This window comes from Bradyrhizobium embrapense, from assembly GCF_001189235.2.
In the GTDB taxonomy this organism is placed as follows: domain Bacteria; phylum Pseudomonadota; class Alphaproteobacteria; order Rhizobiales; family Xanthobacteraceae; genus Bradyrhizobium; species Bradyrhizobium embrapense.
Genome location: NZ_LFIP02000010.1, coordinates 139001 through 157666 on the forward strand (window position 1 = coordinate 139001; position 18666 = coordinate 157666).

Consider the following 18666-nt stretch of genomic DNA (forward strand, 5'->3'; position numbering starts at 1 on the left):
TTTGCGGCCTGGAGGGTGCAGGTTTGGCCTAACCCTCCGTTTACGAACCGGGCCATAGATTGCCGAAAATCGGCAGAAGTCGCCGGTTGGACAAGGCTCATGACGACAGCCCCCGCGCTGATCCCGGAACTCGACGACATCGTTCGCCGCGGCGACCCCAGGCGCCGCGCCGAGGCCGCGCGGCGGCTCGGCGATCTGTTCCTGCAGGGTGCGGCGAGCTTTCGCCCCGACCATATCGACCTGTTCGACGGGGTGCTGACCAGTCTGGTGCCGCATGCCGAGCTTGCGGCGCGCATCGATCTCGCCGAACGGCTCGCGCCGCTCGCCAACGCGCCGCGGTGTCTGGTCGGGCAACTCGCCCACGAGGACGAGGTCGCGATCGCTGGCCCGGTGCTGCGCCGCTCGCCCGTCCTCGACGATCGGGTGCTGGTCGAGATCGCCAATGCCAAGGGCCAGGGCCATCTGCTGGCGATGAGTGAGCGATCCAGGCTCTCGACCGCACTGACCGACGTCATCGTCCGTCGCGGCGATCGCGATGTGATCCGAAGCGCGGCCGGCAATGCCGGCGCCGCGTTCTCGGACGCATCGTTCACCACGCTGGTGCGTCGCGCCGCTCAGGACGGCGTGCTGACCTTGCGGATCGGCCGCCGTGACGATCTTCCGCCCGTGCATCTGAAGAGCCTGCTGGCCGGTTCGATCGACGTGATCCGCCGCCGGTTGCAGATCGTCGCCAAGCCGGAACGGCAGGCCGAGATCAAGCTGGCGCTGAACGAGATCGAAGGCGTCGTCGCCCAGGTCGAGGGCCGCGATTTCGCTGCCGCGCAGCGCGCGATCCTGGCCCTGCACCGCGCCGGCGAATTGAACGAGGCCGCGGTGGCAGGCTTCGCAAAGGCCTTCAAATACGAGGAATGCGTGGCGGCGCTCGCGGCGATGACCGGCGTGAAGATTGTGACGCTCGATCGCCTGATCGCCGGCGATCGCTACGATCCGATCCTGATCGCCAGCAAGACGATCGGTTTCGAATGGCCGACCGTGCGCGCCCTGATCCTGATGCGCCTCGGGCAGAACCGCGTGCCGTCGCCGGCCGATATCGAAGGTGCGCGGGTGAATTTCGTCCGCCTGATGCCGTCAACGGCGCAGCGCGTCGTGGACTTCTGGAAGTCGCGCTGAGTCGAGCGTCACACGACCATTGGCGGTACGCTCTCCCCTTCGTCATTGCGAGGAGCGAAGCGACGAAGCAATCCATGCTTCCACGCAAGCGGACAGATGGATTGCTTCGCTTTGCTCGCAATGACGAGGCTGGGCCGCAGCATCAAAAATCCCTTCCCAAAAATTGCATCGGCCCGCTATGCTTTGCGCAAGGCGCGACACAGCGCCAACGGGGAGATTGCCATGCTGACGGACGCCGACATCCAATCGCACGCCGAGCGGATCCGCGACGACGGATACACCGTGATCGAGCGCGCCGCCTCGCCGGACCTGGTCGAGGGATTGAAGGCGGCGGTCGAGCGGATCGAGAGCGAGCACAATCTTGGCCTCGCCCGGACCTCGTTCGAGGGCTTCAAGACGCTGCGCATCAACAACCTCCTGACCTATGACGAACTGTTCTGGGAGGTGCCGCTGCATGACAACGTGCTGCCGGTGGTCGAACGCGTGCTGGACAAGGAATGCCTGTTGTCGTCGTTCTGCTCGCTGGTGCTCGGTCCCGGCCAGGAAGCGCAGCCGATCCACGAAGACACCCAGTTGATCCCGCTGCCGCGGCCGCACATTCCGATCACGATCAATGCGATCTGGGCGCTGTCCGATTTCCGCGACGACAACGGCGCGACGCGGATCATTCCGCGCAGCCACAAGTTCAAATCGTCGCCGGAGTACGGCAAGCATTACGACGCGGTCACCGCGACCATGCCGGCGGGCAGTGTGATGCTGTTCGACAGCGCGCTGTGGCATGGCGGCGGCGCCAACACCAGCGATGCCAGGCGCTTTGCGTTCTCCTGCGCCTATTGCTGGGGCTGGATGCGCCAGCAGGAGAATCTGCAACTCGGCATTCCGCGCGAGACCGCGGCGCGCTTTCCGCGCCGCTTGCAGGAATTGTGCGGTTACAGCGTCTACAAGGGCCAGTTCGGCCACATCGACAATCACGATCCGATCGAGCTGCTCGGTCGCGAGCGCGGCAAGCGCATGGTTTGGGAAGCGACCGACGTCAGGAAGGCGCGGATGGCGGGACAGGGATAACTGTTCGTCATTCCGGGGCTCGCGCAGCGAGAGCCCGGAATCCATTTTTCAGCTTGCACGCGGCGCAATGGCTTTCGGGTCCGTGCTTCGTACGCCCCGCAATGACGACGATTTAGGCCAAGCGCCGAAATCGCAGATATGCCGCCTTGCGCCCTTCGCGCTCGGCCTTGGCGCCGTAGCGCGTCATGGTGTAGTTCGGCCACGGCTCGAGCCAGTCGATCGCGCGCTCGGCGAGCCAGGCGAAGTCGGGCGAGCGCATCAGATGTGCGAGCGTCCACGCGCAGTAATCGTCGATGTCGCTGACGAAGCGGAATTCGCCGCCCGGCGGCAGCAACCGGCTCATCGCCGCGACCGTTGCATCCTGCACGAAGCGCCGCTTCCAGTGCCGCCGCTTCGGCCAGGGATCGGGATGAATGAGATCGACGCGCGCCAGCGAGCGGGCTGGCGCCCAAGCCAGCAGCTCGGCGGCGTCGCCGGCGAACAGACGGATGTTGGCGATATTTTGCGCCTCGATCTGGGTCAGGATCTTGGCCATCCCGTTGACATAGGGCTCGCAGCCGATGAAGCCGGTCGCCGGAAAAGCCTGAGCTTCCGCGATCAGATGCTCGCCGCCGCCGAAGCCGATTTCGAGCCTGACGTTTTCAATGCCATCATCGAATAGCTCGGTCAGCGCCTCGGGTGCGGGCGCCGAGATGTCGAGCGAAAGATGCGGCAGCAGCGTGTCGATCAGATCGGCCTGGTGCGCGCGCAGTTTGTGACCCTTGCGCCGCCCGAAAAATGAGCCGCGCGAATGGGCCATCGCGCCATCGTCGGACGAATCGCGATCGTCGCTGTCGTTCGGAGCAGGGGTCATCGCAGCGTCTGATAGAGCCGGTAGAGCAGCCGTGCGCGCGGCTCGATCGACGAGATGTAGAGCTGCTCGTAATGGGTGTGCGCGCCCTTGCCGTCGACGCCGAGGCCGTCGAGCGTTGCGGTATGCGGCGCGGTGAAATTGCCGTCGGAGCCGCCGCCGGTGAATACATCGAGCAGCTCGAAGCCGAGTTCGCCGGCAAGCTCCCTGGCGTGCTCGTAGAGCGCGGCGCCGGCATTGCTCTTCTCGTAGGGCGGACGGTTCAATTCCCCGGTCACCTTCACGCTGACGCCGTCGGTGCGCGAGGTGATGCCGAGGATTTTCGGCACCAGCTCGTCGGCGTCGGCCATGGACGGCACGCGCATGTCGACTTCGGCGTAGGCCTCTTCGGCGATCACGTTCGGCTTGGTGCCGCCGCGCACCACGCCGACATTGACGGTGACGCCGCGCGCAATATCGTTCATCGCCTCCAGCGCCAGGATCACATGGCCGAGTTCCCGGATCGCGCTGCGGCCATCCTCGGGGCGCGTGCCCGCGTGTGCCGGCGCGCCCTTGATATGCACGTCGAAGCGCGCGACTCCCTTGCGTCCGGTGACGATCTTACCGCCGTCGCGCGCCGGCTCGGTCACCAGCACGTATTTCGCCTTGCGTCCTTCGGCCTCGATCAGCGCGCGCGAGGTCGGGCTGCCGATCTCCTCGTCAGAGACGTAGAGCTGGGTGATGCCGAGCGGCGGGCGCGCGTCATCGGCGCAGACCTGCCGGAACGCGTGATAGGCAAGATACGCGCCGCCTTTCATGTCGTAGATGCCCGGGCCGAACGCGCTGTCGCCTTCGATCTTGAATGGTAACCGTTCGATGAATCCCATCGGATGAACTGTGTCGAGATGGCTCAACACCAGAATGCCCGGCGCGTCCTGCCCCCAGGACGAGCGCGCGACCAGGTGATCGCCACAGCCGTCGCGTCCGGCAACGCGGTCGACGGTGGCCGGCAGGTCGCGATATTCAGAGGCGACGAGGTCGGCCAGTCTGTTGACCTGGTCCGGCCGCTCCGTCGGCGATTCGATCTCGACCCAGCGGCGAATGCCGTCGAGGATCTCAGCTGCTTCGAACGGATTGCTGGGCATGCTGCTGTCGTCGCCTGTGAATTCGCGTTGTCATTCAGCGCACGCGCCGAGCCATGATCCGGAAAAGCGTGAAGTGGTTTCCGGAAAGATCATGCACAAACAAAGAGCTAAAGCGCGACGACGATTCAACGGAACTCGCCGCGCCCTAGCGTGCGCCGGAATGACATATTCCAGATTTGACGATCTCTCAAACGGATATGGCCGGATCAGGCCTGCTCGGCGGCCTCACGTGCCGCGATCTGCTCGACCAGCTCGACGATGCTGCGGCGGAGCTTGGCATCCGCTATCCGCGTGAACGCCCGGGTCAGGGCCAGGCCTTCGGCGGTTGCCAGAAAATCGGACACATAGGCCGGCGAGGAGCCCTCGCTGAAGCCGTCGGCGGTCTTGACGCCGCTCGGGCCGCCGTCGAACAGGAAAGAGACCGGCACCTGCAGGATTTCGGAGATCTGCTGCAGCCGGCTGGCGCCGACGCGGTTGGTGCCCTTCTCGTATTTCTGCACCTGCTGGAACGTCAGGCCTAACGCCTCGCCCAGTTTTTCCTGGCTCATGCCGAGCATGATGCGCCGCATGCGGACGCGGCTGCCGACATATTTGTCAACAGGATTGGGCGCTTTGGTGGACATTTCCAACTCTCCTAAGGGATTGCGCGCCCGGGGGGTGAGGCAAGTTGGACGTGGAGTATGCCTCAGGCGCCGGTGCCGTCAAATCCTGCAAGGAGGATCGGGACGAAATGCGGACAATTTGCGCAAAGGGGCTGACTTGGCTTGTGATTTCGCGTGGACCCGTACAATGCGAAGTGCACGGTCGATCTGTCAACAGGTGGAATCACACTGAGGTAAATTTCGACACTTTTTCGGGTTCGTGTGACTATCGGCGATACGCGCCGTCAGGGTTTTCGCCTGACAAAACGCTTCCGCAGGACGATTGCGAGGGCAACTAACACAATCACTGCGGCCGGGATGTTGCCGACACGCGCATAGATCGTCGGCGCGATGGCCGCCGGCAGGCCGGCATCGAGCACGCCTTCGATGCCGAGCCCGAGCTGGGCGACGGTCCGCCCCAGCGGGTCGATGATGGCCGAGATGCCCGTATTCGCGGCGCGCACCATCGGCAGGCCTTCCTCGATCGAGCGCAGCCGGGCCTGCTGCAGATGCTGATAGGGGCCGGTCGAGATTCCGAACCAGCCGTCATTGGTGACGTTGATGATCCAGCCGGGACGGTCGTCGCGGCTCACGACGTTGCCGGGGAAGATCGCCTCGTAGCAGATTAAGGGCAGCGCGCGCGGTGCATTCGGAATATCGAGCGTGCGGCGGATCGTGCCGGGAATGAAGCCGCCCTGCACCTTGGTGAGCTGCACGAAGCCGAGCTTCTCCATCCAGTCCTGGAACGGCAGATACTCTCCGAACGGGACGAGGTGCAGCTTGTCGTAGACCGCAAGCACGCTGCCGTCATGGTCGATGACGTAGATCGAATTATATGCGCGGGTGACGCGGACGCCGGGCGGCAGATCGGGCGCGCGCACCGAGCCTGTGATCAGCACGGTTCCCTTCGGCAGCAGATCGGCAATCTGCGCCATCGCGTCGGCTTCCTTGGTCAGGAAGAATGGAAACGCCGATTCCGGCCAGATCAGGATGGTGGCGTCGCTCACGCCGGTCGAGTGCGGCCCGGAGGCACGATCCGACAGAGTGAGATATTTCTGCATCACCGCCGCCTTGGCGGAGTAGTTGAATTTGGCGTCCTGCTGCAGATCGGGCTGCATGATGCGCAGCTTGACGCCGCTGACCAAACTGGTCGGCTGTTGCGAGAGGCGGACCGCACCGAACGCCAGCATCGCGGCGAGCACCAGCACCGCGGCCACCGGCGCGCGCCACGGCTTGCGGCCGCGCGAGGCACCGTCGATCAAGACGGCGGGACTTGCGAAGATCGCGACGGCCAGGAACGTCATGCCCCATAGCCCGATCAGCGATGCGCTCTGCGCCAGCGCCAGGGGCTCGGTCAGCGCGTAGCCGAACGCATTCCACGGAAAGCCGCTGAGCAGATGGCCGCGCAGCCATTCCGAAATCGTCAAGCTGACCGCCAGCGCCAGCACGCGCGTGGCGTCGCGCGGCCAGATCAGCCTTGCCAGCGCGAAGCCAAAGGCGGTGAACAGCGCAAGATAGGCGGGCAGGCCGAGCACCGCGAACGGCGTCAGCCAGGCGAAGGTGTCTGCGTCGACGAAGAAGGCGTAACCGATCCAGTACAGTCCCGGCACGAAATAGCCGAGGCCGAACCAGAAGCCGGACAGCGCTGCGGCGGGTACGCCGCGCCAGCGTCCGGCAGCGCTGCCATCGATCAGCCAGACCGCGATCGAAAACGTCAGGAACAGCACCGGCCAGGCGTTGAACGGCGCCATCGCCAGCGAGGACAAGGCGCCCGCTGCGAGCGCGAGCACGACGCGCCTCCAGCCCCAGGTCAGGATGACGGCGAGGCCGATCGATCGGAGCCTGTCGGAGAGCCTCACTGCGGACCGGCTCCTTCGCCGGGCGGCGGCTGGTTGTCATTCGCCTGCGGGTTGCCGGAATCCGGGGCCTGCTCGCGGCGTCGCTCGCGCTCCTTGCGCGGCGCCGGCCGTTCCTTGCGCGTCGTGATCCGCACGCGCTTGACCCGGCGCGGATCGGCATCGAGCACCTCGACCTCGTAATTGCCGGGCCCCGAGATCACCTCGCCACGCACCGGCAGGCGGCCGACGAATGACACCAGATAGCCGCCCAGCGTCTCGACCTCCTCGCCGGCCTCGCCGGTGACGAAATCTTCGCCGATCACCGAGCGGACATCGTCGAGGCTGGCGCGCGCGTCGGCGATGAAGGAGTTGTCCGGCTGGCGGACGATGGACGGCGGCTCGTCGGAATCGTGCTCGTCATCGATCTCGCCGACGATCTGCTCGACGATATCCTCGATCGACACCAGCCCGTCGGTGCCGCCATATTCGTCGACCACCAGCGCGAGATGGATGCGCGAGGCCTGCATCTGCGCCAGCAGGTCGATCGCGCGCATCGACGGCGGGATGTAGAGCAGCTTGCGGATGATGTGGGCGTCGGCCAGCGGCAGCGCGAGATCGACGCTGCGCAGATCGAGCCCGGCCGGGAACGGCTTCTTGCGCTTGGTCTTGGTCGCGTCGGTGACGCGCGCTTTCGCCGTCATGAAGGCGAGCAGGTCGCGGATGTGCACCATGCCCTCGGGGTCGTCGAGGGTTTCGTTGTAGACCACGAGCCGCGAATGCGCCGCGCTCTCGAACAGGCTCATCAATTCGCCGAGCGGGATGTCGCGCTTGACCGCGACGATGTCGGCGCGATGGATCATGACGTCGGCGATCCGCCGCTCGTTCAGCGACAGGATGTTGCGCAGCATGGTGCGCTCGATCGCCGAGAAGCCGACATCGTCGGGCGTCGAGGCGTCGAGCACCACCTGCAGATCGTCGCGCACCGAGCCGGCCTTCCAGCCGAACAGCGTTCGGATCGCACGCACCAGCCAGCCTTCGGCCGCCGGGCGCTGCACCTCGCCTTCGTGGACGACGACGGGCAGGTTGCTCACGTTGCGCGGATTGTCATGGGTCGGGTCGGAATCCGGCATGTCAGGCGATCCGATCCGCATAGGGGTCGGGAATGCCGAGGGAGGCGAGGATCTCGCGCTCGAGCGCCTCCATGTTCTCGGCATCGTCGTCGTTCTCGTGGTCGTAACCGATCAGATGCAGGAAGCCATGCACCGCGAGATGGCTCAAATGATGGTCGAACGGTTTCTGTTCCTCGTCGGCTTCCCGCCGCGTCGTCTGATAGGCGATCGCGATGTCGCCGAGCATGCGCGGGGCATCGCCTTGGCCGCCGGCGCCTTCCGGCTGCAGCGCCGGAAACGACAGCACGTTGGTCGGCTTGTCGATGCTGCGCCAGTTGGCGTTCAGGGTGCGGATTCCGGCGTCGTCGGTCAGCATCACCGCCAGCTCGGCATCCGCGACATCGGCATCGGCGATTGCGGCGGCAGACTCGATGGCGCGGTGAATCACCGCGTCGGCATCGGGCTCGGCCTGCCAGCATTCGGCGGTGACGAGAACCTCGGTTGCAGGGAAGGCAGACACGTTCGTTTCAAAATCTGCGTTATGGCCGGAACCCGCATCGCGCGGGCTCGCGGCCGAAGCTATTGGTCTCAAGATCTGGTGTTTGCCGGCTTTTGCGGCAATCCCTCATAGGCGGCCACAATGCGCGCCACCAATTCGTGGCGGATGACGTCCTCGGCCTTGAAATGCACCTGCGCGATGCCTTCGACGCCGTCGAGCAGCTTCACGGCTTCCGCGAGCCCCGAGGTCTGCCCAATCGGCAGGTCGATCTGCGACGGGTCGCCGGTGACGATCATCCGGCTGTTTTCGCCAAGACGCGTCAGGAACATCTTCATCTGCATCGTCGTGGTGTTCTGTGCCTCGTCGAGGATGATGGCGGCGTTGGTCAGGGTGCGGCCGCGCATGAAGGCGAGCGGCGCGATCTCGATCTCGTTGCCCTGCAGCGCGCGCTCGACGACGCGGGCATCCATCAGATCGTACAGCGCATCGTAGATCGGGCGCAGATACGGATCGACCTTCTCCTTGAGGTCGCCGGGCAGGAAGCCGAGCCGCTCGCCGGCTTCGACCGCGGGCCGCGTCAGGATGATGCGATCGACTTCCTTGCGCTCGAACAATTGCGCCGCATGGGCGACCGCGAGCCAGGTCTTGCCGGTGCCGGCCGGGCCGATACCGAACACCAGCTCATGCCGCTTCAGCGCGCGGATGTAGGAATCCTGCGCCGCGGTGCGGGCGCGCACCGGACGCTTGCGCAGATTGATCGTCTCAAACGTCGGCTTGGCGGTCTTGTTGTCGAATTCGAACAGCGAGCCCTGCGCGATCACGGCGCGGATCGCGCCTTCGACTTCACCCTGGTCGAGATCGTGTCCGGCGACCGCCTGGGCGTAGAGTGTCTCCAGCACGCGCCGCGCCGCGTCGCAGCCGTCGCGGGAGCCCGCGATGGTGACATGGTTGCCGCGGGAATCGACCACCACGCCGAGCCGCCGCTCGATCAGCGCCAGATTTTGTCCATAGGGGCCGACCAGCGCGGATGCGGCGCGGTTGTCGTCGAAATCGATGACGACCTGAGTCTCAGGTGGCATTTGCATGTCGCGGTCAGGTTTGCGGCTGGGAGCGAGCGAAGACGAATCCGATGCGCTTTTGGGCAAGGATTTCAGGCTCCAATGGTCTGCGAAATGAGGCCGGGTGCGGATTGCGTTGCGAGCTCGCCGATCAGGCTGTAGCGCTCGAGGCTGTCGATCCTCACGGAGCGGACCTGGCCGATGATGTCGGGTGACGCCATCACATGGGCGGGCTGCAGATAGGCGGTGCGGCCGACGATCTGGCCCGGATTGCGCGCGGCGCGTTCGAACAGCACATCGACCGTTGTGCCGATCGCAGCACGGTTGAAGGCCGATTGCTGGCTGTCGATCAATTCCTGAAGCCGCCCCAAGCGCTCGTCCATCTCCGCCGCTGACACCGTCTCCCGCATCTCCGCCGCCGGCGTACCTGGCCGCGGCGAATACTTGAATGAATACGCCGCAGCGTACCCGATTTGCATGACAAGCGCGAGGGTGGCGGAAAATTCTTCCCTGGTCTCTCCGGGGAAGCCCACGATGAAATCTGATGAAAAAGCAATGTCTTGCCGTGCCGCCCGGAACCGGTCGATGACCCGCCGGTAGTCATCGGCGGTATGTTTGCGGTTCATGGCGGCCAGGATCCGGTCCGCCCCGGATTGCACCGGCAGGTGCACGAACGGCATCAGCTCAGGCAGATCGCGATGCGCTGCGATCAGGCTGTCGTCGACGTCGCGCGGATGGCTGGTGGAATAGCGCAACCGCATGACGCCGGGAATGGTGGCGAGGTGCTGCAGCAATTTGCCGAGCGGCCAGACCCGGCCGTCGGGGCCTTCGCCGTGATAGGCGTTGACGTTCTGTCCGATCAGCGTGAATTCGCGCACGCCGTTGTCGGCGAGCTGCTTGACGTCGTCGATGATCCTGGCGACCGGTCGCGAGACTTCCGCGCCGCGCGTATAGGGCACCACGCAGAAGGTGCAGAACTTGTCGCAACCTTCCTGCACCGTGACGAAAGCCGAGATGCCGCGGGCGCGGATCGCGTCCGGCTTCGGCTGCGGCAGGAAGCCGAACTTGTCCTCGACCGGGAATTCGGTTTCGAGCGCGCGGCCGCTTTCCTTCGCGCGCTTCAGCAGCGCAGGCAGATGATGATAGCTCTGCGGCCCGACCACGATGTCGACGGTCGGCGCGCGATGGATGATCTCGGCGCCTTCGGCCTGCGCGACGCAGCCCGCGACCGCGATCTTCATCTCGCGGCCCTGGCGTGCAGCCTCGTCCTTGGCGACGCGCAGCCGCCCGAGTTCGGAATAGACCTTTTCCGACGCCTTCTCGCGGATGTGGCAGGTGTTGAGGATCACGAGGTCGGCGTCTTCGGCGCTCGCGGTCTCGACAAAGCCCTCGCCGGCCAGCGTGTCCACCATGCGCTGCGCATCGTAGACGTTCATCTGGCAGCCATAGGACTTGATGTGCAGCTTGCGCGGCGGCGTCATGGAACCCTGAGTACGAAAATGGAAACGGCGCCATCAGGGCGCCGTTGCTGAAATATAGCTTAAACGGGCGAAAATCCAGCGGTCCGGGGACGGTTTAGTAACCTCCCCTTGAAAGGGGGAGGTCGCTTTGCTCGCCAGAGCAAAGCGGGTGGGGATTTGCTCTCTCTGCACGCAGCGCCGCCCGCGGCTGGACCCCCATCCCGACCTTCCCCCTTTCAGGGGGAAGGAGAAGAATGCTCACGCAACTGGGGTTTGGCCCCTGTCTGGGCGATCAAATCGGGCAATTGGCGCATATCGGCGAAGGTTACGGCCGCACCTGCCCGGCGCAGCATGTCCTCATGTTCCGCCGTGCAGTGGCTGCCGCCGTGAAATCCGAGCACGGTCATCCCGGCAGCGCGGGCGCCGGTGACGCCGGCCACGCTGTCCTCGATCACGACACAGCGCGCCGGGCTGGCGCCCATCCGGTCTGCGGCGAACAGGAACAGATCGGGCGCCGGCTTGCCGCGTTTGACCTGGGTGGCGGAGAAAATATGCGGCGCCAGCTGATCGTAGAGCCCGGCGCAGGTCAGGCCGTGATGGATCTTTTCCGGCGTGCCGCTGGAGGCCACGCATTTCGGCAAGGTCAGGGCTGATATCGCCTCGCTGACATGCGCGATCGCGTTGAGATCGTCGGCATAGAGACTGAGCGTCGCGTGCTTGACCTCGGCCTCGAAGGTCTCGGGCAGCGCGCGTCCGATCTCGCTCTCGACGATCCGCCGCGCCTCGCGGTCGGACACGCCGAGGAAGCGCTTCAGCACGCCATCGGGCGTGATCGGAAAGCCGTGCCTTGTCAGCGTGTCCGCATGCGCGCGACAGGAGATCACCTCGCTGTCGACCAGCACGCCGTCGCAATCGAAGATGACGAGTTCGAAGCTCATGTTCCGTTGGTGCGTTTTCTTCACGCGAACCGGTGCCCACTTCGCTTCAAAACGCTACGGCTTACGACTTGCCGTCGTCGTCGAGCGGCACGCAATAGAGCTCGAGACGGTGATCGACCAGCTTGTAGCCGAGCTTGCGCGCGATCTCGGCCTGCAGCTTCTCGATCTCCTCGGAGGTGAACTCGATCACCTTGCCGTCGCGCAGATTGATCAGATGGTCGTGATGGCTCTCGGGCATCTGCTCGTAGCGTGCGCGGCCCTCGCGGAAATCGTGGCGCTCGATGATCCCTGCATCCTCGAACAGCTTGACGGTGCGATAGACCGTCGAGATCGAGATCTTGTCGTCGACCGCCACGCAGCGGCGGTAGAGTTCCTCGACATCGGGATGATCCATCGCCTCCGCCAGCACCCGCGCGATCACGCGGCGCTGTTCGGTCATGCGCATGCCGGTCGCGGCGCAGCGCGCCTCGATGCCGGTATTTTTGTGCGCAGGCGGGATTTTCACCGTGGTCATGGGTTTCGGGCCGTATTCTTCAAACCTGAGTGGCAGAGCGGGAGGTGTTCTGCCATCGCGCCGATGTTACGACAAGTCGCGCCGCATCAGAAGCGCGTTCAAATGTTCCCCACCGGGCTGCTTGTAATAGCGTTCGCGGCGGCCGATCACGCCGAATCCGGCCCGTTCATAGAGTCGTCGCGCCGGCTGATTGTTCTCTTCCACCTCGAGGAAGATGGTGCGGATGCCGCGGCCGGCGAGATGGCCGAGATGGGTCAACAGCAGGTCGCGCGACAGGCCGCGCCCGCGCTGATTGGAATCGATCGCAATCGACAGGATTTCCGCTTCGTCCGCCGCCATGCGCGAGACGGCAAAGCCGATCACCGTGCGTCCCTGGCGCAGGCGGTGCACCAGCGTGTTGCGCTCGGTCAGCATCGCCTCGAATTCGCCTTCGCCCCAGCCGCGATGAAACGACGCGCCGTGCAATTGGGCGAGCCGCGCCGCATCGCGCAAGGAGGCGGGCTCGACCGCGGGCGTGCCGCCGCCCCACCATCGCGACAGCCAGCCGGTCATGTCGATGGCGGCGCGCTGATGACCAAGCGATCCCTCGGCGGCTTCGCGTCGGGCGCGCGCAGATAGAATGGCCGCGGCGGTGCGGTGTCGGGATCCACGGCGGCGCCGACCCAGCCGACCCAGATGATGTCGGGTGCGGGCTGCCTGTCGACCTTGACCGGCGGCGGGCCGTCGGCAGGCCAGCGCTCGGCGAGGATGTTGGCGGCGTTGCCGACCAGATGCAGCGCGCCGTATTGGGAAGCCTCGAACACCTCCGCGATCGGCGCGACCTTCGGTTTGAGGATCGGGCCGCCGTCGCCTGCAACCAGCTGGAAATAGACGTGATCGTGCCGCGCGTCGATCGCCGACAAGATCGGGGATGTGCCATTCTCGGCAACGACCGGCGCGGCGTAGGCGGCGAGCGTCGACAGCCCGACGATCGGCTTGGAAGCTGCGAGCGCAATGCCGCGCGCCGCCGACAGTCCGACGCGCAGGCCGGTGAAACTGCCGGGACCGGTGGTGACGGCGATGCGGTCCAGCCCGGCAAAGCCGATGCCGCTTTCTTTCATCACCCGCGCGATCAGCGGCATCAGCGCCTCGGCGTGGCCGCGCTGCATCGCCTGCGATTCGATCGCAATGGTATTGCCGGAGGTGGTGTCGAGCAGCGCCGCGGAGCACGCGTCGAGCGCGGTATCGATCGCGAGAATGATCATGGGAGGGCGAATGGCGAATACGAAATGACGAACAGGAAATTCGAGGAGAACGCGATCCGCGATCCGCCACGCGCCATTCGCCGCTCCATCACATCGGCCGGACTTCCTGCACGTCGGGCACGAAGTGCCGCAGCAGGTTCTGGATGCCGTGTTGCAGGGTCGCGGTCGATGACGGGCAGCCGGCGCAGGAGCCCTTCATGTTGAGATAGACGATGCCGTCCTTGAAGCCGCGGAAGGTGATGTCGCCGCCGTCATTGGCAACCGCCGGACGCACGCGGGTCTCGATCAGGTCCTTGATCTGCTCGACCGTCTCGGCGTCGGCCTCGTCGAAGAACTCGTCTTCCTCGTCGCGGGCCTCGTCGCTGGCAGCGGAGCCGTCGGCGAGCAGCGGCGCGCCGGACATGTAATGCTCCATGATGGCGCCGAGGATCGCGGGCTTGAGGTGCTGCCAGTCGCCATCCGCCTTCGTCACGGTGACAAAATCGGCGCCGTAGAACACGCCGGTGACACCCGGCACGGCGAACAGCCGCTCGGCGAGCGGGGAACGCGCGGCGCTCTCGACTGACGAGAATTCCAGGGTGCCGCTGTCGAGCACCGTGCGGCCCGGGATGAACTTCAGGGTGGCGGGATTGGGGGTAGCTTCGGTCTGAATGAACATTTGCTGTCTCCGGCGTCGCCGGTTCAAGGCCGGCGCGTTGGGTTCCCCTACCAGATGGCAATTAAAAAGCCGGCGATCAAGCTGCAAAACCGCGGTTCCGGGCCCCAATCCATGCTCTGGAGCGGCCTCAAAGGCCCGCTCACGCTAGGACAGGGCGTCGATCTCGGCGTCGGTCAGGCCGCCGGGCACGATGGTCACCGGAATCGGGAACGCCCCCATGGTCTTGGCCATGGTGGTGATGATCGGCCCGGGGCCCTCGGCGCCCGGATTGGCGGCCAGCACCAGCATCGCGATATCGACGTCCTTGTCGATCACGTCGAGAATCTGCTCGGTCGGGTCGCCCTCGCGAATCACCCGCTCGGGAGTGATCGCGGCGATGCCGTTGGCGCGGCCGGCGGCGCGGTCGAGCGCCTCATTGGCGGCCTCCTCGGCCTCCGCGCGCATGATGTCCGCGACCCCGAGCCATTGCTGGTTCTGGTCCTCGGTCTCGATCACCCGCAGCATCACGACGCCGCCGCCGACCCGGATCGCCCAGCGGCTGGCGTAATAGACCGCGCGGTCCCATTCCGCGGTGTCGTCAACGATGACGAGGCATTTCGGCTTGTGACCTGTCTCGTAGCTGCGTCGCTGGGTGGTCATGCATGTCCCGGTGCTGAACCAAACCGACCCATGCTGCCACACTCCCTCCCCGTTGGGGAGAGGGAGCGCGCAGGTCTGCCGGTGATGTCAGCGCTGGCGGATGAAGCCGACGATGTCTTTCGTGGTGCGCATGGTCTCGTCGGCGATGATCCGTGCCCGGTTGGCCCCGTCGGCCAGGATCGAATCGACATGGCCGGGATCGGCGACCAGCCGCTTCATCTCACCTGCGATCGGCGCCAGTTTTGCGACGCACAGCTCGACCAGCGCGTTCTTGAAGCTGGAGAACTGTCCGCCACCGAACTGATTGAGCACCTCCTGTTTGGTGATCTCGGCGAGCGCCGCGTAGATGCCGACCAGATTGTCGGCTTCGGGGCGCGTCTCGAGGCCCTTTTCGTCGGAGGGCAACGGCTCCGGATCGGTCTTCGCCTTGCGGATCTTCTGCGCGATGGTGTCGGCGTCGTCGGTGAGGTTAATGCGCGAATTGTCCGACGCATCCGACTTCGACATCTTCTTGGTGCCGTCGCGCAGGCTCATCACCCGCGTCGCCGGCCCCGTGATGAACGGCTCCGGCATCGGAAAATAGAGGCCGTCATCGAAGCCGTGGCCGCGGATCGAATCGCCGAAGTCGTTGTTGAACTTCTGCGCGATGTCGCGGGACAGTTCGAGATGCTGCTTCTGGTCCTCGCCGACCGGCACATGGGTGGCGCGGTACAACAGGATGTCGGCCGCCATCAGCACCGGATAGTCGTAGAGACCGACGGAAGCGTTCTCGCGGTCCTTGCCCGCCTTCTCCTTGAACTGGGTCATGCGGCTGAGCCAGCCGACACGGGCGACGCAGTTGAAGATCCAGGTCAGCTCGGCATGGCCGGCAACCTGGCTCTGGTTGAACACGATGTGCTTGTTCGGGTCGATGCCGGCGGCGATGAAGGCCGCGGTGACCTCGCGGGTGTTGCGCGCGAGCTCGGCCGGTCCGCCCCAGACGTCGACGCCCTGCGTGATCGCGTGCATGTCGACGACGCAATAGATGCAGTTATGGGTCTGCTGCATCTTCACGAAGTTGACGATGGCGCCGAGATAGTTGCCGAGGTGCAGATTGCCCGTCGGCTGGACGCCTGAGAAAACCCGTTCAACGAACGCCATGGTCTCGATTCCCGGAAATGATCGGCTTTGCGGCGTCGTTTGCCACTTAAGCCCTGCGCGCGCAAGTCAGGCGGGGCGTCTTTGCCTGACGGCGTTAACCGCGTCGCGCCAGCCGGTGACGCCGAAAAGCTGCAAGAACAGCCCGTAACCGGCGATCCCGGCCGCGATCAGCACGAGGAGAGAGGCCGCCTGCACGAAACCGTGGCGGCCGGCTGCCGGCAGCGCGCCTGCCGCGAGCCAGAGCAGGACGCCCATCGCGAGCGCTGCGGCCAGGATGCGCGGCAGCCGGCGGCGCGCCGCGGCGTCGATCGAGAAGCCGAAGGTTGTGGCGCCCCTGCGGATCAGCGCCAGCGCATTGCTCCAGGCGCCGAGCGCAATGCCCGCGGCAATTCCGTTGGCGCCGAAGATACGGCCGAGCAGGAAGGCCGCCGCAATCGCCACCACGATAGCCTTCAGCGTCGCAAACAGCGGCGTCAGCGTGTCCTCGCGCGCAAAGAATGCCGGCGACAGCGACTTCACCAGTACATGTGCCGGCAAGGCCAGCGTCAGCCAGATCAGGGCCTGCGCGGTCGCCGCGGTATCCTCGGCGGTGAACGCGCCGTGCTCGAACAGCATCCGCACGATCGGCTCGCACAGCACCATCAGGCCGAGCGTCGCTGGCAGCGCCAGCCCGACCGCAAGCTCCAGGGCACGCGATTCCGCATGCGCGATCGCGCTGGGCTCGCCGCTGCGCACCGCGCGCGTCATCTCCGGGATCAACACGGTGCCCATGGCGACGCCGACGATGCCGAGCGGCAGCTCAAGCAGGCGGTTGGCGAAATAGAGCCAGGACACCGCCGATGGCGAGGTCGATGCGATCACGGCGCCCGCCACGACAAGCCATTGCGGCGCGCTGCTCGCAATCATGCCGGGGATCGCACGGCCGAGAAAGCTGCGCATCTCGGGATCGAACGATATCCGCAGCGGTGCGGCGAGCCTTGCGCCGCGCAGCGCCAGCATCGAGAGCTGCAGGAAGCCGGCGACGCCGATCGTCGCGGCCATGATCAGTGCGGCCTGCATCGGGTCCTGTTGCCGTACCAACAACACAACCATCACCGATATCAGCGCGATGTTGAACAACAGCGGCGAAAACGCCGTCAGGGCAAAGCGTCCCTGCGCATTGAGCAGCGCCATCATCACGGTGACCGGGCCGGCGAAGGCGAGATAGGGCAGCATCAGCCTGGCGTTGTCGACCGCGAATTGCAGCGTCTCGCGGCCGACAAAGCCGGGCGCGATCGCCGCGATCACCAGCGGCATCAACGCGCCGATCACGAGCGCGGCGGCGATGACCGCTGCGCTGACGGTGCCGAGCACGCGGCCAGCAAACGCGGTTGCCGCGGCCATGCCGTCGGCATCGCGCGCCTTCAGCCAGGCCGGCACCAGGGCGGCATTCAATCCACCCTCGGCCAGCAGCCGTCGCACGACATTCACAAGCTGGAATGCCGCCAGGAAAGCGTCCGCCACCGGCCCCGCGCCAAGCAGCGCCGCGATCACGGAATCGCGTACGAAGCCGAGCAGTCGCGAGGTCAACGTTCCCGTGGAGACCGTGAGGAAGGAGCGGAACATTGGCTCTGTATAGCAGCCGCTTCCCTTGCTGGCGCTAGCCGTAACGTGATAGGTCGCGGCTCTTGTTGGGTGGCGTTAACACAGGGCAGGTCTATGGCTGACGCAAAATACGACGTTCTCGGGATTGGCAACGCGATCTTCGATGTGCTGGTGCAGACCGACGAGGGGTTCCTTGCCCGTCACGGCATGACCAAGGGCTCGATGCAGCTGATCGACGAGGCGCGCGCCACCGCGATCTACAGCGACATGGGCGTGGCGACCGAGATGTCGGGCGGTTCGGCCGCGAACACCATCGTCGGCGTCGGCAATCTCGGCGCCCGCGCCGCCTATGTCGGCAAGGTCAAGGACGACCAGATCGGCAAGCTTTACGTCCACGACATCCGCGCCGCCGGCGTGACCTTCGATACCGCGCCGGCCAAGGCCGGCCCGGCCACCGGCTGCTCCTACATCCTGGTGACGCCGGACGGCGAGCGCACCATGAACACCTATCTCGGCGCGGCGCAGGACCTGACGCCCGACGATATCGATCCGGCCCAGATCGCAGCCGCCAGCATCATCTATCTCGAGGGCTATCTCTGGGATCCGAAGAACGCCAAGGACGCCTTCGTGAAGGCGGCCGATATCGCGCATGGCGCGGGCCGCCAGGTCGCGCTGACGCTGTCGGATTCATTCTGCGTCGATCGCTACCGCGACGAATTCCTCGCGCTGATGCGCAAGGGCACGGTGGATCTCGTGTTCGCCAACGAGTCCGAATTGCACTCGCTGTACCAGACCTCGGATTTCGACACCGCGCTGAAGCAGTTCGGCAAGGACACCAAACTCGGCGTCGTCACGCGCAGCGAGAAGGGCTGCGTCGTGATCTCAGGTGATAGCGTCGTATCGGCGCCCGCCTCTCCGATCGACAGGCTGGTCGACACCACCGGCGCCGGCGACCTGTTCGCCGCCGGCTTCCTGGTCGGTCTCGTCCGCAACATCGGTCATGAGAATGCCGGCCGCCTCGGCGCGCTCGCCGCCGCCGAAGTGATCCAGCACATCGGCGCCCGGCCGCTGGTTTCGCTAAAGGATCTGGCGAAGCAGAAGGGGTTGTTGGTGTAAGGGCGAAGCTCTTTCTTGC

The 18666-nt window shown here is 65.5% G+C and carries 19 protein-coding genes; 3 read left to right on the plus strand and 16 right to left on the minus strand.

Translation table 11 applies throughout. The features are described 5' to 3' along the window. The first annotated feature begins 99 nt into the window (after positions 1–99). A complete protein-coding gene (locus AKN83_RS31970) occupies positions 100–1170 on the plus strand; it encodes a DUF2336 domain-containing protein (RefSeq protein ID WP_050406196.1) in 1071 nt (356 codons plus the stop codon). Between the two features lie 222 nt (positions 1171–1392). Continuing rightward, the gene (locus AKN83_RS31975) at positions 1393–2235 is read left to right on the plus strand and encodes a phytanoyl-CoA dioxygenase family protein (RefSeq protein ID WP_050406236.1); all 843 of its coding nucleotides are present in this window, start codon (positions 1393–1395) and stop codon (positions 2233–2235) included. Between the two features lie 112 nt (positions 2236–2347). Here the strand turns inward: AKN83_RS31975 and AKN83_RS31980 are convergent, their stop codons facing one another. The 16 genes from AKN83_RS31980 to murJ form a co-directional block, all read right to left on the minus strand. Then, entirely contained in the window at positions 2348–3088 is a 741-nt protein-coding gene (locus AKN83_RS31980; protein ID WP_050406197.1) for a tRNA (guanine(46)-N(7))-methyltransferase TrmB, read from the minus strand. Beyond that, positions 3085–4209, minus strand: a complete 1125-nt coding sequence (locus AKN83_RS31985) for a M20 family metallopeptidase (protein ID WP_050406198.1) — start codon at positions 4207–4209, stop codon at positions 3085–3087. The genes AKN83_RS31980 and AKN83_RS31985 overlap by 4 nt, the downstream gene beginning before the upstream one ends. 206 nt (positions 4210–4415) lie before the next feature. Continuing rightward, positions 4416–4832, minus strand: coding sequence for a helix-turn-helix domain-containing protein (locus tag AKN83_RS31990; protein ID WP_050406199.1), 417 nt, complete (start codon positions 4830–4832; stop codon positions 4416–4418). A 263-nt stretch (positions 4833–5095) separates the two neighbouring features. After that, a complete protein-coding gene (lnt, locus tag AKN83_RS31995; RefSeq protein WP_050406200.1) occupies positions 5096–6709 on the minus strand; it encodes an apolipoprotein N-acyltransferase in 1614 nt (537 codons plus the stop codon). Then, positions 6706–7818 (minus strand): hemolysin family protein, encoded by a 1113-nt coding sequence (locus AKN83_RS32000; RefSeq protein ID WP_050406237.1) that lies wholly within the window; start codon positions 7816–7818, stop codon positions 6706–6708. Before AKN83_RS32000 ends, lnt begins: the two co-directional genes overlap by 4 nt. A gap of 1 nt (position 7819) precedes the next feature. Next, positions 7820–8317: an rRNA maturation RNase YbeY gene (gene ybeY / locus AKN83_RS32005; RefSeq protein WP_050406201.1), complete on the minus strand. Its 498-nt coding sequence runs from the start codon at positions 8315–8317 to the stop codon at positions 7820–7822. Between the two features lie 68 nt (positions 8318–8385). Further along, entirely contained in the window at positions 8386–9381 is a 996-nt protein-coding gene (locus AKN83_RS32010; RefSeq protein WP_050406202.1) for a PhoH family protein, read from the minus strand. Between the two features lie 65 nt (positions 9382–9446). Then, positions 9447–10835 (minus strand): tRNA (N6-isopentenyl adenosine(37)-C2)-methylthiotransferase MiaB, encoded by a 1389-nt coding sequence (gene miaB / locus AKN83_RS32015; RefSeq protein WP_050406203.1) that lies wholly within the window; start codon positions 10833–10835, stop codon positions 9447–9449. A gap of 215 nt (positions 10836–11050) precedes the next feature. Beyond that, positions 11051–11752: an HAD family hydrolase gene (locus AKN83_RS32020; RefSeq protein ID WP_050406204.1), complete on the minus strand. Its 702-nt coding sequence runs from the start codon at positions 11750–11752 to the stop codon at positions 11051–11053. A 61-nt stretch (positions 11753–11813) separates the two neighbouring features. Further along, on the minus strand, positions 11814–12266 hold the full coding sequence (locus AKN83_RS32025) for a Fur family transcriptional regulator (protein ID WP_050406205.1): 453 nt from the start codon (positions 12264–12266) through the stop codon (positions 11814–11816). A gap of 66 nt (positions 12267–12332) precedes the next feature. Further along, positions 12333–12818, minus strand: coding sequence for a ribosomal protein S18-alanine N-acetyltransferase (gene rimI, locus AKN83_RS32030; protein WP_050406206.1), 486 nt, complete (start codon positions 12816–12818; stop codon positions 12333–12335). Then, positions 12815–13510: a tRNA (adenosine(37)-N6)-threonylcarbamoyltransferase complex dimerization subunit type 1 TsaB gene (gene tsaB, locus AKN83_RS32035; protein ID WP_050406207.1), complete on the minus strand. Its 696-nt coding sequence runs from the start codon at positions 13508–13510 to the stop codon at positions 12815–12817. The genes rimI and tsaB overlap by 4 nt, the downstream gene beginning before the upstream one ends. 88 nt (positions 13511–13598) lie before the next feature. Then, positions 13599–14168: a NifU family protein gene (locus tag AKN83_RS32040; RefSeq protein ID WP_050406208.1), complete on the minus strand. Its 570-nt coding sequence runs from the start codon at positions 14166–14168 to the stop codon at positions 13599–13601. 144 nt (positions 14169–14312) lie between these two features. Further along, the gene (locus AKN83_RS32045; protein ID WP_050406209.1) at positions 14313–14807 is read right to left on the minus strand and encodes a universal stress protein; all 495 of its coding nucleotides are present in this window, start codon (positions 14805–14807) and stop codon (positions 14313–14315) included. 87 nt (positions 14808–14894) lie between these two features. Then, positions 14895–15947 carry a tryptophan--tRNA ligase gene (gene trpS, locus AKN83_RS32050; protein WP_050406210.1) on the minus strand — a complete coding sequence of 351 codons (1053 nt, stop codon included), beginning with the start codon at positions 15945–15947 and terminating at the stop codon, positions 14895–14897. 66 nt (positions 15948–16013) lie between these two features. Continuing rightward, complete coding sequence (gene murJ / locus AKN83_RS32055) at positions 16014–17552, minus strand: murein biosynthesis integral membrane protein MurJ (protein WP_050406211.1); 1539 nt, start codon at positions 17550–17552, stop codon at positions 16014–16016. Between the two features lie 93 nt (positions 17553–17645). Here murJ and AKN83_RS32060 point away from each other — a divergent pair, with 93 nt between their 5' ends. After that, entirely contained in the window at positions 17646–18647 is a 1002-nt protein-coding gene (locus tag AKN83_RS32060; RefSeq protein WP_050406212.1) for an adenosine kinase, read from the plus strand. Positions 18648–18666: the final 19 nt, after the last annotated feature.

Excerpts from the sequence above, each read along its gene's own strand:
- tsaB (WP_050406207.1), bottom strand. The coding sequence starts at position 13,510 with ATGATCATTCTCGCGATCGATACCGCGCTCGACGCGTGCTCCGCGGCG.
- rimI (WP_050406206.1), bottom strand. The coding sequence starts at position 12,818 with ATGACCGGCTGGCTGTCGCGATGGTGGGGCGGCGGCACGCCCGCGGTC.
- AKN83_RS32045 (WP_050406209.1), bottom strand. The coding sequence starts at position 14,807 with ATGACCACCCAGCGACGCAGCTACGAGACAGGTCACAAGCCGAAATGC.
- AKN83_RS31975 (WP_050406236.1), top strand. The coding sequence starts at position 1,393 with ATGCTGACGGACGCCGACATCCAATCGCACGCCGAGCGGATCCGCGAC.
- AKN83_RS32025 (WP_050406205.1), bottom strand. The coding sequence starts at position 12,266 with ATGACCACGGTGAAAATCCCGCCTGCGCACAAAAATACCGGCATCGAG.
- trpS (WP_050406210.1), bottom strand. The coding sequence starts at position 15,947 with ATGGCGTTCGTTGAACGGGTTTTCTCAGGCGTCCAGCCGACGGGCAAT.
- AKN83_RS31980 (WP_050406197.1), bottom strand. The coding sequence starts at position 3,088 with ATGACCCCTGCTCCGAACGACAGCGACGATCGCGATTCGTCCGACGAT.
- AKN83_RS31990 (WP_050406199.1), bottom strand. The coding sequence starts at position 4,832 with ATGTCCACCAAAGCGCCCAATCCTGTTGACAAATATGTCGGCAGCCGC.
- murJ (WP_050406211.1), bottom strand. The coding sequence starts at position 17,552 with ATGTTCCGCTCCTTCCTCACGGTCTCCACGGGAACGTTGACCTCGCGA.
- AKN83_RS32040 (WP_050406208.1), bottom strand. The coding sequence starts at position 14,168 with ATGTTCATTCAGACCGAAGCTACCCCCAATCCCGCCACCCTGAAGTTC.
- AKN83_RS31970 (WP_050406196.1), top strand. The coding sequence starts at position 100 with ATGACGACAGCCCCCGCGCTGATCCCGGAACTCGACGACATCGTTCGC.
- AKN83_RS32000 (WP_050406237.1), bottom strand. The coding sequence starts at position 7,818 with ATGCCGGATTCCGACCCGACCCATGACAATCCGCGCAACGTGAGCAAC.
- AKN83_RS31985 (WP_050406198.1), bottom strand. The coding sequence starts at position 4,209 with ATGCCCAGCAATCCGTTCGAAGCAGCTGAGATCCTCGACGGCATTCGC.
- AKN83_RS32010 (WP_050406202.1), bottom strand. The coding sequence starts at position 9,381 with ATGCAAATGCCACCTGAGACTCAGGTCGTCATCGATTTCGACGACAAC.
- AKN83_RS32020 (WP_050406204.1), bottom strand. The coding sequence starts at position 11,752 with ATGAGCTTCGAACTCGTCATCTTCGATTGCGACGGCGTGCTGGTCGAC.
- miaB (WP_050406203.1), bottom strand. The coding sequence starts at position 10,835 with ATGACGCCGCCGCGCAAGCTGCACATCAAGTCCTATGGCTGCCAGATG.
- AKN83_RS32060 (WP_050406212.1), top strand. The coding sequence starts at position 17,646 with ATGGCTGACGCAAAATACGACGTTCTCGGGATTGGCAACGCGATCTTC.